This is a genomic window from Psychrobacter sp. D2 (assembly GCF_013608135.1).
Lineage (GTDB): Bacteria > Pseudomonadota > Gammaproteobacteria > Pseudomonadales > Moraxellaceae > Psychrobacter > Psychrobacter cryohalolentis.
Genome location: NZ_JACDXZ010000005.1, coordinates 198,708 through 214,920 on the forward strand (window position 1 = coordinate 198,708; position 16,213 = coordinate 214,920).

The 16,213-nt window shown below is 42.4% G+C and carries 10 protein-coding genes and 1 pseudogene; 6 read left to right on the forward strand and 5 right to left on the reverse strand.

Annotated elements, in window-relative coordinates:
* Positions 1-56: 56 nt before the first annotated feature.
* Both H0262_RS08685 and H0262_RS08690 read right to left on the reverse strand, forming a co-directional pair.
* Entirely contained in the window at positions 57-1,667 is a 1,611-nt protein-coding gene (locus H0262_RS08685; RefSeq protein WP_181210492.1) for a 3-hydroxyacyl-CoA dehydrogenase, read from the reverse strand.
* An 89-nt stretch (positions 1,668-1,756) separates the two neighbouring features.
* Positions 1,757-2,533 carry an enoyl-CoA hydratase gene (locus H0262_RS08690; protein ID WP_181210484.1) on the reverse strand — a complete coding sequence of 259 codons (777 nt, stop codon included), beginning with the start codon at positions 2,531-2,533 and terminating at the stop codon, positions 1,757-1,759.
* A 313-nt stretch (positions 2,534-2,846) separates the two neighbouring features.
* Between H0262_RS08690 and H0262_RS08695 the strand changes: the two genes are divergently transcribed.
* The 4 genes from H0262_RS08695 to H0262_RS08710 all read left to right on the forward strand — a co-directional run bounded on the left by H0262_RS08695 (position 2,847) and on the right by H0262_RS08710 (position 8,544).
* A complete protein-coding gene (locus H0262_RS08695; protein ID WP_133104286.1) occupies positions 2,847-4,001 on the forward strand; it encodes an acyl-CoA dehydrogenase family protein in 1,155 nt (384 codons plus the stop codon).
* Positions 4,002-4,110: 109 nt separating this feature from the next.
* Positions 4,111-5,376, forward strand: a complete 1,266-nt coding sequence (locus H0262_RS08700; protein ID WP_181210485.1) for an MFS transporter — start codon at positions 4,111-4,113, stop codon at positions 5,374-5,376.
* Between the two features lie 197 nt (positions 5,377-5,573).
* A complete protein-coding gene (locus H0262_RS08705) occupies positions 5,574-6,419 on the forward strand; it encodes an IclR family transcriptional regulator (protein WP_011513564.1) in 846 nt (281 codons plus the stop codon).
* Between the two features lie 448 nt (positions 6,420-6,867).
* The gene (locus tag H0262_RS08710; RefSeq protein ID WP_181210486.1) at positions 6,868-8,544 is read left to right on the forward strand and encodes a chromosome condensation regulator RCC1; all 1,677 of its coding nucleotides are present in this window, start codon (positions 6,868-6,870) and stop codon (positions 8,542-8,544) included.
* Between the two features lie 171 nt (positions 8,545-8,715).
* On the opposite strand, the gene H0262_RS08715 is transcribed toward H0262_RS08710, so the two are convergent.
* On the reverse strand, positions 8,716-9,642 hold the full coding sequence (locus H0262_RS08715) for a bestrophin family protein (RefSeq protein WP_133104284.1): 927 nt from the start codon (positions 9,640-9,642) through the stop codon (positions 8,716-8,718).
* 281 nt (positions 9,643-9,923) lie between these two features.
* Here H0262_RS08715 and H0262_RS08720 point away from each other — a divergent pair, with 281 nt between their 5' ends.
* Entirely contained in the window at positions 9,924-10,628 is a 705-nt protein-coding gene (locus tag H0262_RS08720; RefSeq protein WP_181210487.1) for a hypothetical protein, read from the forward strand.
* A 106-nt stretch (positions 10,629-10,734) separates the two neighbouring features.
* Here the strand turns inward: H0262_RS08720 and H0262_RS08725 are convergent, their stop codons facing one another.
* Positions 10,735-12,285: an acetyl-CoA hydrolase/transferase family protein gene (locus H0262_RS08725; RefSeq protein ID WP_133104282.1), complete on the reverse strand. Its 1,551-nt coding sequence runs from the start codon at positions 12,283-12,285 to the stop codon at positions 10,735-10,737.
* 615 nt (positions 12,286-12,900) lie between these two features.
* Between H0262_RS08725 and H0262_RS08730 the strand changes: the two genes are divergently transcribed.
* On the forward strand, positions 12,901-13,764 hold the full coding sequence (locus H0262_RS08730) for a universal stress protein (RefSeq protein WP_149408356.1): 864 nt from the start codon (positions 12,901-12,903) through the stop codon (positions 13,762-13,764).
* A gap of 221 nt (positions 13,765-13,985) precedes the next feature.
* Here H0262_RS08730 and H0262_RS08735 read toward each other — a convergent pair.
* Positions 13,986-16,213: pseudogene (locus H0262_RS08735) on the reverse strand (YadA family autotransporter adhesin); the annotation flags it as partial.

Consider the following 16,213-nt stretch of genomic DNA (forward strand, 5'->3'; position numbering starts at 1 on the left):
GTTTGCATTATTGAAATATATGGTTTAGCAAGATTGCTAGGTTGTTGGTATTAATATTAATAATTAGTTTGCTGAGTAAATAGTGAAATACCTAACGTGGCGCGGCGTTGTAACCACGGGCTTGGGCGATAACGCGGATCACCTGTTAACCCATAAATACGCTCTAAGATAAGTAAGATCCTCTGAGCCCCAAGCTCGTCTCCCCATGATATAGGACCATATGGATACCCTAATCCAAGCTTCACGGCATTGTCGATATCTTCAGGAGACGCAATACCTTGCATCGCAATATCACAGCCTAAATTAATTACCATAGCCATGACTCGCTGCGCCACAAACCCAGTGCTTTCAGTGATCAGTGTGGCATCAACAGCAACCTGTGTAATGGCTTTGTCCTCAACCAAACGGTTATCTGTTTTTCTACCAAATAAAGCATAAGCTTGTGCAATAAAGTTATCTTGGGTGACAATACTTGGCATCAAGGTACGATGCTTAGATAAGTCAGTCAGCATATCAATAGCGACCGCTTGGTTAGGATTGACTTGATAGCGGATAGCCGCATTGGTGGTATCCTCGCCATAGATTGCCAGCAATACTAAACTGTCAGAATTTGGCTTATCATTATCGTCGATAGTAATACCATTAGTGTTTAAATGATCAATCAGCTGTTGTCTATCTTCTGCTAAATCTGCGCCAATCCAAACTGAGATATTTGAGGTATCAGACCCTGTTTTAAGAACTAATGATTCAAACAATGATTGTTCAGACGTATCTGCTGACACTTTTTGACCGTCTTGTTTTTTATTTTCTGTGTAGTTATAAAAGCCTTCACCAACTTTACGCCCAAGCTTGTTACCCGTTAGCATTTGACGAGTTAAAGGATGGGGACGATAGCGAGGCTCAAAGTAATATTGGTTATAAATCGATTCCATGACCGGATGCGACACATCGATACCAGTAAGATCAAGCAGCTCGAATGGCCCCATGCGAAAGCCCGCGCCGTCACGTAAAATACGGTCGATGTCCTCAAAACCAGCGATCCCCTCGCCTAATATTTTCAACGCTTCTGTACCGTAAGCTCTACCGCCATGATTGACGATAAATCCTGGGGTATCTTTTGCCACTACCCCTAAATGTCCCATGCGTTTGGCTAAAGACGTCAGCGTCTCAACCACTGAAGATTTGGTAGAGATACCCGGAATAACTTCAACGATTTTCATTAAGGGTACTGGATTAAAAAAGTGAAATCCTGCCACACGCTCTGGGTGCTCGCAATTAGAAGCAATCGCGGTCACCGCTAGCGAGGAGGTATTGGTTGCCAAAATCGTCTCGGCAGGAACAATGCTTTCTAACTGTTTAAAAAGCTGTTGTTTTATTTCTAAATTCTCGATAATTGCTTCAATAACGACATCAGCCTCGGCAATTTTGGCTATATCTTCAATCACGGTCAGATTTTTCAAAGTAGATTGCAGCTGCTCATCGGTGAGTTTACCTTTGGCGGCTAGTTTTTCGAGGGTAGCTTGAAGGGATTGGCGTCCTTGCTCGGCAGCGCCTGCTTTGGCATCAAATAACAACACTTGAATGCCTGCTTGGGCGGCGATTTGGGCGATACCCATACCCATAATACCGGTGCCAATAATGGCCAATGATTTAACAGTCATAATAATCCTTTATATGGTCTTGTTACTTTATGCGCTCTTGTTAAATAGTCTCGTTTTCAGGGTTGCTTAGCTATGTCTCTCTATGATTCAACAAGCTACTGCCCTTTGTATTCAGCACGACGCTTTTCTAAGAAGGCTTTTGCCCCTTCTTTTTGATCTTCGGTATCAAACAAAATCTGAAAGGCTTTACGCTCTAAAGCCAACGCGGCTTGTAATGGCATGTCCACCCCGAGATTGGCAACTTCTTTGATTTGGGTTAAGGCAATAGGCGAATAACTCGCTAGTTGCTCTGCAATTTCGATAGCACGTTTGATAGTTGCCTCATCTTCAACTACTTCAGAGACTAGCCCCATTTGATCTGCTTTATCAGCGCTTATCATGTCGCCCGTTAATATCAGCTTCATGGCTTTATGTTTGCCAATTACTCGAAATAGCCGCTGCGTACCCCCTGCCCCTGGCATCAGCCCTATTTTGATTTCTGGTTGGCCAAACTTAGCAGACTTGCCAGCGACAATGATGTCGGCATGCATAGCAAGCTCACAGCCGCCGCCAAGGGCATAGCCATTGACTGCTGCAATAATCGGCTTGCGACAATTGGTGATGGCATCCCAGTAGCGTTCGCTATGACGCAAATACACATCGACTGTTTTCGCGGTTAAAAAATCATTGATATCAGCACCGGCTGCGAACACCTTATCGCCACCTGTCAGCACAATAGCCTTGGTATTCACATCGTCGTTTAATTTGATGAAAATCTCTGCCATTTGTTCGCGTAGTTCAGTGTTTAAAGCATTGCGAACTTTAGGACGATTAAGTCTTATCACACTAACGCCATTTTCTAATGTTTCACAAATAATGATTGGCTCTTCCATGATGCTATCCCTTAAACAGTGTCCTTAGGTAAAGTACATCAACCCTTAAAAAACACTAGTAATTATGATAATTAATACCGCATAGCGATATTTAAGACCAATATATACTGTTTATTTTCCTTTGTGAAGGGTAAATCTTAGTTAAATTGAGAAATAAACCAACCATTTAAACTTTAATTTTTTAATAAATACCGCATTGCGGTTATTTAAACCAAAACTATTGTAATTTCATAAACTATCAATTATGCTGTTTATTCAAGGCCATTATGAAGCCGCTCTCAATTTGAATATCAATTAAACAAGGAAGAATCACATGATCAGAGATAAGGACGTTCTTAACCAAATCACCGACACTATCCGCCAATTTGTGAATAACCAATTAATACCGATGGAACACTGGGTAGCGGAAAACGACCGTCTGCCAGACGATATCATCAATCAAATGCGCGAGTTAGGGCTGTTTGGACTGACTATTCCCGAAGAGTATGGCGGGCTTGGCGTTACGATGGAAGAAGAGGTCACACTTGCATTTGAACTAGGGCGCACCTCTCCTGCTTTTCGCTCATTGATAGGCACAAACAACGGTATCGGCTCATCTGGTTTAGTCATCGATGGTACTGAAGCGCAAAAACAGAAATATCTACCAAGGCTCGCCAGCGGTGAAATCATCGGCTCATTTTGTTTGACCGAGCCGGATTCTGGCTCAGATGCCGCTTCATTAAAGACCACTGCTATCAAAGACGGTGATACCTATATTATCAACGGTACTAAGCGCTATATTACAAATGCCCCTGAAGCTGGCGTGTTTACTGTGATGGCACGTACTGATCCGCAAAATAAAAGATCGGGTGGTATTTCAGCCTTTATCGTTGAGAGTGATACCCCTGGTATTACTTTGGGTAAAATTGACAAAAAAATGGGGCAAAAAGGTGCTCATACCTGTGACGTCATCTTTGATAATTGTGTCGTGCCTGCTGATGCTTTGATTGGTGGTGTCGAAGGTGTAGGTTTCAAAACCGCGATGAAAGTACTTGATAAAGGACGCCTACATATTGCTGCAGCGAGTACCGGAGCCGCGACTCGCATGTTGGATGATGCATTACATTATGCCGTTGAGCGTAAGCAGTTTGGGCAGCCCATTGCCAATTTTCAACTTATTCAAGCGATGCTCGCTGATTCAAAAGCGGAAATTTATGCGGCTAAATCTATGGTATTAGACGCCTCACGCCTGCGTGATGAAGGTAAAGATGTCGTCACTGAGTCCTCCTGTGCCAAGATGTTTGCTACTGAAATGTGTGGCCGCGTTGCTGATAGAGCCGTACAAATTCATGGCGGTGCGGGTTACATTGCCGATTATGGCATTGAGCGTTTTTATCGTGATGTGCGCTTGTATCGTTTATATGAAGGTACGACTCAGATTCAGCAGATTATTATCGCCCGCAATATGATTAAAGAAGTAAGTGAATAGTAGTTTGTTTGATGAGCAAGGCGATACCGGTATTTGCTAGGACGTAAATACCATCATAAAGACACTATTAAAATAGTTTTTTATTCTCACAACGATAAGGATATGTATTGTGAAAAGTGCGGCTATAACTTCGAATCCAAGCTTAAATTCTACCCAGAAGCAACCTTGGAAACTGGCCTTTGTATTTTGTTTTTTAGTCTTGTTATGTGATGGGGCTGATATCGGTATTCTTGCCTTTACGCTTTCAAGTTTAAAACAAGAATTTGGATTGACCAATGTACAAGCAGGTGCTTTGGGCAGTTGGTCATTATTTGGCATGGCAATCGGTGGGTTCTTTGGCGGCTGGGCCTGTGATCGTTTTGGACGGGTACGGGTTATCGTGATTGCGACCGCACTCTTCTCTGTATTATCAGGTTTTAGTGGGTTTGCGCAGAGCTACGAACATTTTGTAGCATTACGGTTCACTGCATGTTTGGGTCTTGGTAGCTTATACATTGCGACCAATACGTTGATGTCTGAGATGGTCCCTACCAAACATCGAACGACGGTGCTTGCGATGTTGATGACAGGGTTTACTTTAGGCTCTCTCGTTATTACGAGCCTGTCTGCTTGGATTATTCCTAGCTATGGTTGGCGCACCCTATACCTCTTAACCTTTATACCTATTATTCTTGCAGTATTGATGTATTTTCTAGTGTCTGAGCCGCAGTCTTGGAAAGAGTCACGTGCCCTTAAACTTAGTGGCGCAAAGAACTCACTTCAAAAACCTGAAAACCCTTATAAAGCCATATTTGAGAATCCAAAGCATCGCATCATGTTTATTTTATGGTCTATGAGTTCAGGGCTTTTATTATTTGGTTATTTTGGCGTAAGCAACTGGTTACCGTCTTATCTAGAAACTGAATTAGGTATCAAGTTTAAAGAGATGGCTATCTATATGGCAGGTACTTATCTGACTATGATGTTTGCCAAATTAGTCGCAGGTATCGTGGCTGATAAGATAGGTCGCAAAATAGTATTTGCTTTCGGTACGATGGGTACGGCACTATTTATACCAGTATTGGTCTACATGCATACGCCAGAAAACATCGGTTGGTTAATGATAGCCTTTGGCTTCTTATATGGTATTCCTTATGCGATTAACGCCACCTATTTGACCGAAAGCTTTCCGACTGCTATTCGAGGTACTGCTATCGGTGGTGCATTCAATATCGGACGACTGGGCTCAGTCATTGCACCCGTCGCTATTGGTTATATGGCGATGCAAAATTCTATCGGTGCAGGTTTATTGCTGATGGCAGGTGCGTACTTCTTATGTGGTCTTATTCCGACGTTGTTTATTAAAGAACAACAGTATGACCCACAAAAAGCGTAACATTATTCAATATATATACCGCATAGCGAAATAGCTTATAATAGCTATGCCAAGTATTTTAAATGCACCTTTAAGATAGTATGGTTAAAGGTGCATACTATTATTAGCCCAAAGTAATTTATTCTGATAATAAAATACGATAAGCAGTATGTTGACCATTACATTTGTATTAACTTAATTGAGAATAAAAATAATATATGACAACTAAAAACCTTATTACTGAAGGCTCAGCTAACACAACACATATCGAACTGCTAGAGCCGATTGCAGAGATGCGCGATAAGAATGATCGGCAGTTCGTCACCGCTTTGGCGCGAGGGCTAGAGCTACTTCGTTGTTTTACCCCGCAGCGTCCTTACCTTGGTAATCAAGACTTAAGTCAATTAACAGGACTGCCTAAAGGCACGATCACGCGTCTTACATATACCTTGGTTAAGCTCGGCTATTTAAAGCAATCAATAAATAGTAGTAAATATCAATTGTCTGCTGGTGTCTTAGGGTTTGGCTATACGATGATGGCGAACATCTCTATCAACAATCTAGTAACGCCATACATGGAAGAATTAGCAGAGTATGCAAATAGTGCGGTTGCCATGGCCACTCGCGATCGACTAACGATGGTATATTTGAATGTGGTGCAAGGTGATGGTACTACGACTATGCGCCGTAATGTCGGCTCATATTTGCCTATTCATTTAAGTTCGATGGGCAGAGCCTGTCTAGCAAGTATGCCGCAGGCTGAGCAAGAATTTATCCTTGATGCCATTCGCACTAAGTACAAAGAGGATTGGATAAAGATTAGAAGAGGACTGGATAAAGCTTTTAAAGATTATGAAGATTATGGATACTGCTTTTCAATTAGCGAATGGCAAAAAGATGTCAATGCGGTTGCCACTGCCTTAATGCACCCTACTGAGGGCTTACTGACTTTTAATTGTGGCGCGCCAAATTTCGTTTTGAGCCGTACAAAACTAGAGGAAGATGTTGCCCCTCGTCTACTTCATATGAAAAATAGTATTGAGAGCAATCTTTACATTAGCTAGATCATGTCATTAATGATAGAGATCGCATAATTATTAACACTTTAAGTGAGTATGCGATTTTATTATTAACTCAGTATCATGGAAACATACATATAACGCAGTGGCATGATCTGCGCTTTTACCATACTTCCAGATAGGCGCCTAGTCGCTATCTTTACCACCATATCATAAAGTCTTATTAAAGCTCTCCTCGCTACAGCCCTATAAAAATACTGATAACAAATCCCTATAGGTACCACCTCATCTGTACGCCGCCATTATCATATTTGCTGCTCTGATCCGTAACATAACATATCTAATATACTGCCCTCCTAATTTACATATTGATAATAGTTATCGTTTGTAATATTATTCGCTTAAATTATTACAGTCACTTTACTAAGTGCCCCTATCTTAGGATTGGCACCGCTACCCCTTTTATTTTTATTGATCACTGATTGAGACATTTATGCGTTTATCCACTCTGACCCAAGCAGTCGCTTTGATTACCGCTACTTTGATGTTGACTGCTTGCGGCGATGATTCTGATGTCAGCACAGAAATCATTGATGGGACACCGCCACTTTTGACAACGGATAGCAACTTTTCGAGTGGTTATAGCGCAGTTGCGGCTGTATTTGTCTCAGGTCAAGTGCAAGATAGCGGTGGCATAAAGTCTGTAACCTATACATTGAACAGTAGAGCACCTCAATCGCTAACTATTGACACAAATGGTTATTTTAACGATCGCATCTTGTTAGATTTAGGCGAAAACAGCATTGCCTTAGCCGCCACTGACAATGCAGGTAATATCATGCGCTCAACCAAAAATATGTATCTGGGCGATACGGTGGCAGCTGGTGGCTCACATACCGCAGCCCTTCATGATGGGCAGCTCTATGGTTGGGGTCGTAATAACTATGGGCAAACAGGCACCGCATATACCTCGACATTCGCTGATACTATGGGACATCCAGAGTTACCGACACTCATGAATAATGCCCCAAAAAACCTAATATCTATTAAATTTAATCAAAACCACTCACTTGCTATCGATGATAAAGGTCAAGTTTATAGCTGGGGTAATGATGCTTATGGACAATTAGGACGTGGTCAGTCAAATCGTCATTCTTGTGTTAAATCCGCTGATTGCCGTCTTGATATCAGCGCGATTGCCGGTATTAATAATGCGGTCATGCTAGCGGCTGGTTATAATCATAATTTGGTGTTGACCAAAGACGGCAGCATTTGGGCATTTGGCGCTAATGCTCAAGGGCAGCTCGGTAATAACACTGCTATAAACAGCAGCATACCAGTCAAAGTGGACTTTTCGGCGTCAGAGGGCGTCGGTCATATCATACAAGTCGTAGCCAGTAGCAGTAGCTCATATGCCTTAGATGATAAAGGTCAGGTATGGGGTTGGGGCAGCGACGCGAGCGCCAATCTTGGGCGCGGTCAAGCATGTGATAAAGCCAACAATTGCATCAATGTTAATAGTAAACCGGTACGTATCAATGTCATTGCACAGGATTTGGCTGATAGTACTGCTCAAGGGGTAGAAAAAGAAATAGTCACTCAGCTTGCTGCTGGTAAAGCTCATGTTTTAGCACTGACCAACAAAGACTCTGTCTATGGTTGGGGGCTAAATGCTAGCAGCCAAATAGGCTACAACGGAATTGGCTTTAAAAATACCGCAAACGCATGGGCAAGCACCATAACTGCGCCAACCAAATTGCCTTGGTTTGCAGGTCAAGAGGTTCGCCGTGTCTACGCCAATGGCAATGCCAGCTATGTGCTGTTGGACAATGTTGCAGCAAATAATAGTAACACTCGAGCATCAGATGGCATCCTTTATGCTTGGGGCATGTTTGGTGAAACAGACGGCAAAGGCAAAACAAGTTATGAAAACTTAAATGAACCAACAAACAAGCTTCCCAACCTAAAAAACATCGATAATATGGCGATGGGTACAATGCATCTGATTGCACATGAAAAACCACGCAATCAAAACAATGGCATACCTTTTAAAAATGGCAATCTGTTTACGTGGGGCTGGAGCTTTGAGGGTTCATTAGGCAATGAAAACACCTCACATACTTGGATGTATAACTACCCTATCCCTGTAAAATTTCTCAGTCAGCTATAAGCAATTGTCCCTTAGCGGCGCTCATAAAAGCGATACACAATGACCTAGTACGTAAAAAAGGATCTTACTGAGCTTTTTAAAAGGTATTTAAGGCTAATAAGTAATCAAAGTGACATACAAACATAGAAAGACCGCTCCAATCGAGCGGTCTTTTTTTATATTACCCATTGTTTATGGCAAGTAGCCCTTTATAGGACTGATATCAGCTGGCAGATCAGTTTCACCCAGTGCTTCTAACAAATTGATTTCAATCGTGCGCGATAAAGCCGTTAATGGCAATTGATTGTCCGCCACGCCAAATGGTGATTCTAGCTCCTCACTCAGGGCATCTAGCCCAAAAAAGGTATAGGCAATAACCCCGCAGATGAAGGGCGTCACCCAGCCCAAAGAAGACACCAGACCAAACGGCAGCATAAAGCAATAAAGATAAGTCGTACGATGCACAAGCAAGGTATAAGCAAATGGCAGCGGCGTATTATGAATACGCTCACACGCTGCTAGCACCACCGTCATAGAGTTCAGGCGCTCATCCATATTTTGCACCATCTGCTCTGATAGTAGATGCTGCTGTCGACAATAGCCAAGCTCCTTACCCATCAAGCGCATCAGATAATCGGGCAGATTTTTCGCTTGCCGCATTTTGCTATGATATTTCGGATCAACAAAGCGCTCAATATCCTCCCAAGGCGAGGTGTTTCGCAGTCGATGACGCACCGCATGAGTAAAAGCAATACTCAGATGAATCAGACGGCGCTGAGTATCTCGCCCTATTGGATTGTCTTCGTCGATATAAGAGAGCGCTTGACGGCACAGGCTGCGCGCATCATAAACCAATTGTCCCCATAGCCCCCTTGCTTCCCACCAACGCTGATAGCTGGCATTATTACGAAAGCCCAAAAACAACGATAAGGCAATCCCAAGTAAGGTAAAAGGCGCGACGCTATAAGAAGAAAAAGAGCTTGGAAAGCCGTGCTGAATATTGGTAATAAGCGCACTGATAAGACCAATCAGCAAAATTTGAGGATATACTTTTGGAAGAATTGAGCCACGCAAGGTAAAGAATAGTTTGATGGCGCTTGGGTTTTGCTTGACGATCATATTGACTTCCTAACGCTGATACTTTTGCAGAGCGAAATGATAACAGACTCGCCATAATGAGGTACAAAAAGATGCTTATCATTGAACTGTGAATAAGTATTTATCGTAAAAATACACCACTATTTTTATCACCTTGTTGTGCAATAGATGTCTAACAAATCATTGGTTGTTATAGTGATGTAATGATAGCAAAGACAAAGGTAGATAGCAGATGCCATCGCACAAAAATTCGATTATAGTAGACATAGATATGCTCATATAAACAAAATAAGGAATAAATGATGAAAAAATTAGGATTATGCGCCGCAGTGGCACTGAGCTTGAGCGCATGTGCTGGCGGGATAAACGGTGGCACCATTGGCAATAACAACCAAAATACTATCGTCACTCAATATCCTGTTGAAGCAGCGATGCTCAACATTTATACCAAAGCTCGCAGTCAAAGCTTGGTAGCGACCGTCGGCAATCAAACTGCCTCAGCTGATATTACAATTACCCCAAAAGGTAGTATGGTATTCAATAATAAACAAGTACAAGCTGCCGAAGTAAATACTATTAATAAAGTAAATAATCAAATCACTGACCAATCTGTTGCCATCAATTACTTTACGTTAAATCCATTGGTCTTCCATGGTTATACTGATAGCTCAGGCAAATACTCATTAGCGACCCAGAGCACGACGCTTCCTAAACTGGCAACCGTTGGCTCCTCTAGTCAATTGATTGCAGAGGACGTATACGCCGATAGAAGTATGCGCAAAAAGATAGGTAGCTACAGACAAGGCTGGTCATTGACCAGAGACACCAACAACACTGCATGGTTTTGTGTCGACACCTCAGCCAATCTACTCGTCGCAAATGATCCCAATGGTGTCTCATCAGAATGCTATAAAATCAATGCGCGCGGTGATATCTTAGATAGCAAAGTGACGATTAGCCAACCGACAAACAACGGTACGAAAGCGATTGTATTTACCAGCCGTTAAATAATCGTCACTAAATCACTTAACGTTGCACAAAAAAGCGCCCCTTATTCATAAAATAAGGGGCGTTTTTTTGGAATTTATTTATGCTGTTATAATATCTATTATATTAAACGGCAATTTTATAAGCAGCTTTTTTGATACGCATATCACCCGTTTCAACATAACGCTGATGCCATGATAATGCTTCGTCCAAGATATGCGGCGTTTGCATACCAGCCGTATCTGAAGCACGATCAAAATAATCTTGCAGCATTGGGCGATAGTCAGGATGGGCACAGTTATCGATAATTGCTTTTGCACGTTGACGCGGCGATAAACCACGCAAATCTGCCAACCCTTGTTCGGTGACAATGACCATCACATCATGCTCAGTATGGTCGTGATGCGAGACCATCGGCGTGATACAAGAGATTGCGCCATCTTTTGCCACTGATGGCGATACAAAGAATGACGTATAAGCGTTACGAGCGAAATCACCTGAGCCGCCCAAGCCATTCATCATATTGGTGCCCATGACGTGGGTTGAGTTGACGTTACCATACAGGTCACATTCAATCATGGCATTAATGGCCAATACACCTAAGCGACGCGCAACTTCAGGATGGTTGGTGATTTCTTGTGGACGCAATACAATACGCGCACGCAGCTCTTCGATATTGGCATTAAAACGTTCTAGCGCATCTGGGCTTAATGACAGTGCAGTTGCAGATGCCATGGTCATTTTGCCAGACATGATTAGGTCTAACATACCGTCCTGCAATACTTCTGTGTAGCCGGTCAAATTCTCAAACGGGCTGTTTTGTAGTCCTGCCAATACGGCATTGGCTACGTTACCTACACCAGACTGGATCGGTAATAAATTTTCTGGCATGCGACCTTTTTTGACTTCATCATGGAAGAAATCAATGATATGACTGGCTATTTTGTTTGAACATTCATCAGGATCAGCAAACTTGCTGTTGCGATCAGGCGAGTTCGTTAGGACAACGCCAACCACTTTATCCAAGTCACAATGTAGATACGGCACACCAATGCGTCCGCCTGGGGTCACAAGTGGAATCGGCTTACGATTTGGCGGCATACCGATATCATTATAGACATCGTGCATACCTTCTAACATCAAGCTTTGCTGCGCGTTCACTTCTAAGATGATTTTGTCTGCATTTTCTAACCAGGCATTGTTGTTACCGATAGAAGTCGATGGAATCAGGCGACCATCTGGCAAAATACCCGACACTTCAACGACCGCTATATGCATCTTGCCATAGAAACCGATGGTGCTCTGCTGCGCTACATGCGATAAATGCATATCGAAATAATGCGCTTCACCTGCGTTGATTTGTTTACGTAAAGCAGGCTCTGATTGATATGGCGTGCGCCACTTGATGCCGTTCGCTTCTGCCAATACGCCATCACATTCGGTTGCGGTAGAGGCACCTGTCAATAAACCAATTTGAAAGTCTTCACCGCGAGCATGAGCCGCTTCCATATGTTTGGCAAGCGCAGCGGGTATCGCTTTTGGGTAACCGGCTCCGGTAAAGCCACTCATACCGACATTCATATCGTTTTTGATGAACGCTGCTGCTTGATCAGCAGACATGATTTTTTTGCTTAGACCGTCGTGAAGCACGCGACCTTCATGATTTAATGATGTCATACCTTTTTTCCTAGTAACTTCCATATTAAAATCAAACCACTTCGCGATGAAGCGTTTGATACGAAACCAACAATAAAATGCATTGCTGCATATTAGCAACTTTCCCGCAAAAAACAAGTTGAATGACTTAAATTTACCTGTAGAGATTTTATCTGTCTCATATAAACTAACATTAGTTCGTTTTTTAATATCGTTTATATAACGTTCTTTTTCTCTTTAAATTGCAGTCAGATCTATTTTTCTTTATCTCAAAGAGATATGCTTACCGTAAGGTATGATGGTTAAAAATCCTTATTATTTATTTTTCTTAGATAGGTATCAACGCATTTAAAAACTATACTTTGAAATATAGAATGGGGTATTTTTGATTAATAGAAAAACATTAACGATAATATTTCTGGTTTTTTGTCTATAGACCCAAAAAAATTATAGTAAGATTATCAGTGTCATATTTTTAAAAGGACTCTACGCATGTTATATTTTAGAAACTGGCAAAATTTTTTAACTAAAGGTTATACTGATAAAAACTGGTGCTAAATTTGATATGAAAGCAGTTCATTATTAGCTGATTGACATAAAGTTGGTAGCGAAAAAATAAGCATTTAAGGATGAATGATGACAACTCAACAGCACGTTTTGGCCTGTATTGACGGCTCAGCAGTGACAGAGTCTGTTTGTGACTATGCAGCATGGTATGCAAGGCGACTCAATATTTCGATAGGACTGTTGCATGTCAGCGATGTGGCAGCGTCTATTAGAAGAGACTTGTCTGGGGCGATTGGCATCAATAGCCGTCAATTCTTGCTAGATGAATTGTCTCAGCTGGACGAGCAAAGAGCCAAGGTAGTCAATAGCTATAGTAACGCCTTGGTGCAAGATGCCAAAAGCCATATCAAAAATCAGTTTGATGACGTAGATGTCTATGTTTATCAGCGCCGTGGCAAGCTATTGCCTGCTATTGAGCATTTTAAAGCGCATAATCGTGCCATCGTTATGGGACGCCGCGGTGAAGACCATAAACATAGTCGCATTAACATCGGCAGCCAAATCGAGACAGTTGCACGAGCGTCAAGCATACCGGTGCTCATTTGCTCAGAGAAATTCAAAGAACCTCAGTCATACATGGTAGCCTTTGACGCTAGTAAAACAGCGATTAAAGCCATAGCTATGCTGTCAGAGAGCAAATTATTAAAAGGCATGCAAGGTCATATTGTGATGGTCGGTAACGATAATGAAACCGCCAAACAAAGCCTTGCCGATGCCAGCGCGCAGATGGCAGCAGCAGGATTTTCAGTAGAGACTCATCAGCTCCAAAAGCTTGACGCGGTCAATGGATTGTTAGCTTTTCAAATGGAGCATGCAATCGATATTATTGTGGTGGGTGCTTATGGCAGCTCAAAATTACAGCATCTGTTTCTTGGCAGTACTACAACAGAGATTATCGCCAGTACGCTGTCACCGGTTATTTTGGTGCGCTAATAGTTAACCAGCGTACTTATATTTTTAATCTGTTCTGTCGGTTTTATATGTTGATAAATATTCATTAAAAAAGCAAGGCATCTGATGCCTTGCTTCTTGTATCTAACTAATGATTATAATTGTCATTTCGCTTAGATGTTCAGTCAAATAGGTGTTTAGTCAAAATGGAAACCTGCACCTATGGCTGCACCTACGTTGCCTTGAGTATCTGCAGTACCATTTAGCTTCATGACCCAACGTCCATCGGCGGACAGTTTCGAAAAGCCGATAGCAACGGCACTCTCACCGTTATACGTTGCGATACCACCACCTATCATAGACTTACCGATGATGTAAGCTTGAGGCAATGAAGACATCGCCATGGCTGCTGAGATACCCGCGTTGGCGTCGTCCTCAACCTCGCCAATTCTATAACCTAGCTCATTGATGCTGTTGCCTAGGTTTCTATTGACTGCATCCAATTGACCGAAGTTCACAGCGTCTCTAGGTTGCATGCCGTCCGCAACATTGGTTATCTTAGTGCCAGCAGCATTAATACCGGCTGCTGTCATACTAGGAGCAGTTTCACCATTACCGGCATATATACCGGCTTTAGTGACACTAGGACCACCTGCAATAACGACTCCGTTTGTGCTGACGGTTGTATCACCAGTCGTCACGCTGTCGACATTGATGTTGCCGTTTAAGTCAAACTTAATGCTACTGCCTGCTGATGTCGTGGTGATATTATTGCCACCTTTAAACGTAAGTGGAGCAGAACCTGCTTTTTTGTTGATAACAGGACCACTATCTGCATCGAAGTTGAGTCCAGCGCCCATCTCAGCTATCACAGCTGTCTGTGTATTGATGCTAGATAAAACTTCAAATAACTGTCCACCATTGACGGCATCCTTACTCGCTACCTCAATGAAGCCATTAGCGACGTTGGTTATCTTGTTACTACCAGCATCAACACTGGTTTTAGTAAATTTAGGGCCGCCTGCGATAGTTAGACCACTGTTATCCATCGTAGTGTTACCCGTTTTTACGCTATCTACTGCGATGTCTTTACTTAAATTAAAGGTAACATTATTACTCTCTGCTGTTTTAGAGACGGTAATATTGTTATCTGAGTTGTTTAAGTCGACTGTATCGCTTGGTTTCACTGTGCTAATATTCGCGCCTTGAGCACTAATATTCCAGCCTTTGTTGGCATCAGTAGCGCTTTGCTTGACTTCATTCAGCTGCTCAACATTAACAGCATCAGTAAGCTCAGCACCTCGTGCAACGTTGGTAATAACTTTACCGCCGTTGTTAAGACCAGTGCTACTTAAACTTACTGTACTGTCACTAAAGCTGACACCGCTGGTATTTACTACGGTAGTCCCTGCTCTTAAGCCAGTAGATGAGATCATAACGTCATTGCCAAAACTTGCACTGTCAAGACCTGTTAAATCTTTAGCTAATTTGACTGTTAGAGTATTGGTAATATTGTTAGCAATAACACCAATATTGTCATCAGATAAATTAGTTAGGTCCGTATTACCACCTGTGGTTTTTAATAATTGACCAGACTTACGATTAATTATAGAGGTGGAGTCAGTATTATCCCCAGTGAAATCCAAGCCTCGGTTTACTGCATTATTGGTAGTTTCTAGCTGACCGAAGTTCACGGCGTCAAATTCGGTAGAACCAGCTTTCACATTGGTTAGTGTGACAGGCGTTGTTGATCCTGTTCCACCTAACGTCACGCTGGTCTGACCGGCATTATCATACTGTACTGAGTTGTCCGCTTTCACTAAGCTGTCTTTAGTAACTTGGCTTAGATCAACTGCGTAGTCTGTGAGATTGGTTGTCGCATTTTTAGAGCCAGCGGTGACCGTTACCGCGGTAGATCCAGAAACAGTAGTTCCATCTGCATTGATCTTGTAAACGTTCTGACCATTAGCACCTGGAATGTTCGTGACAGCAACATTAGTACCAGCTTCCACCTCTGTTCTAGATCCTGCAGCAGAACGGCTAAGCTGACTGACGTTAACTGCGTCTAATGGCTGTGAACCCGCTTTCACATTAGTGATTTTTTTATTGCCTGCATCGATACCAGATCTAAGGACGCTTGGACCATTACTAATGGTTAGACCATCAGTGGCCAAAGCACTGTTGCCAAATATACCATTAACACTCACACCCGAATCAGTAACTACTGTATTACGCAGGATATTGCCTGTTCTCATGCCATTACGATTAACTGTAGTTACAGACCCTAGTCCAAACAAACCACCACTTCCCATTCTGACACTGCCATTAGTGTCTAAATCTAGGTTGTTATTTAGGGCAATTTCAACTTTACCATTAGCAGCTGTAGTTGTGATATTGCTATTAGAGCCAATTACCTCGACTTGTTCTCCTAATGGTTTCATGACAGTGTTACCATCGGCAGCTCTTAAACCAAAGCCTTCGTTGACTTTAG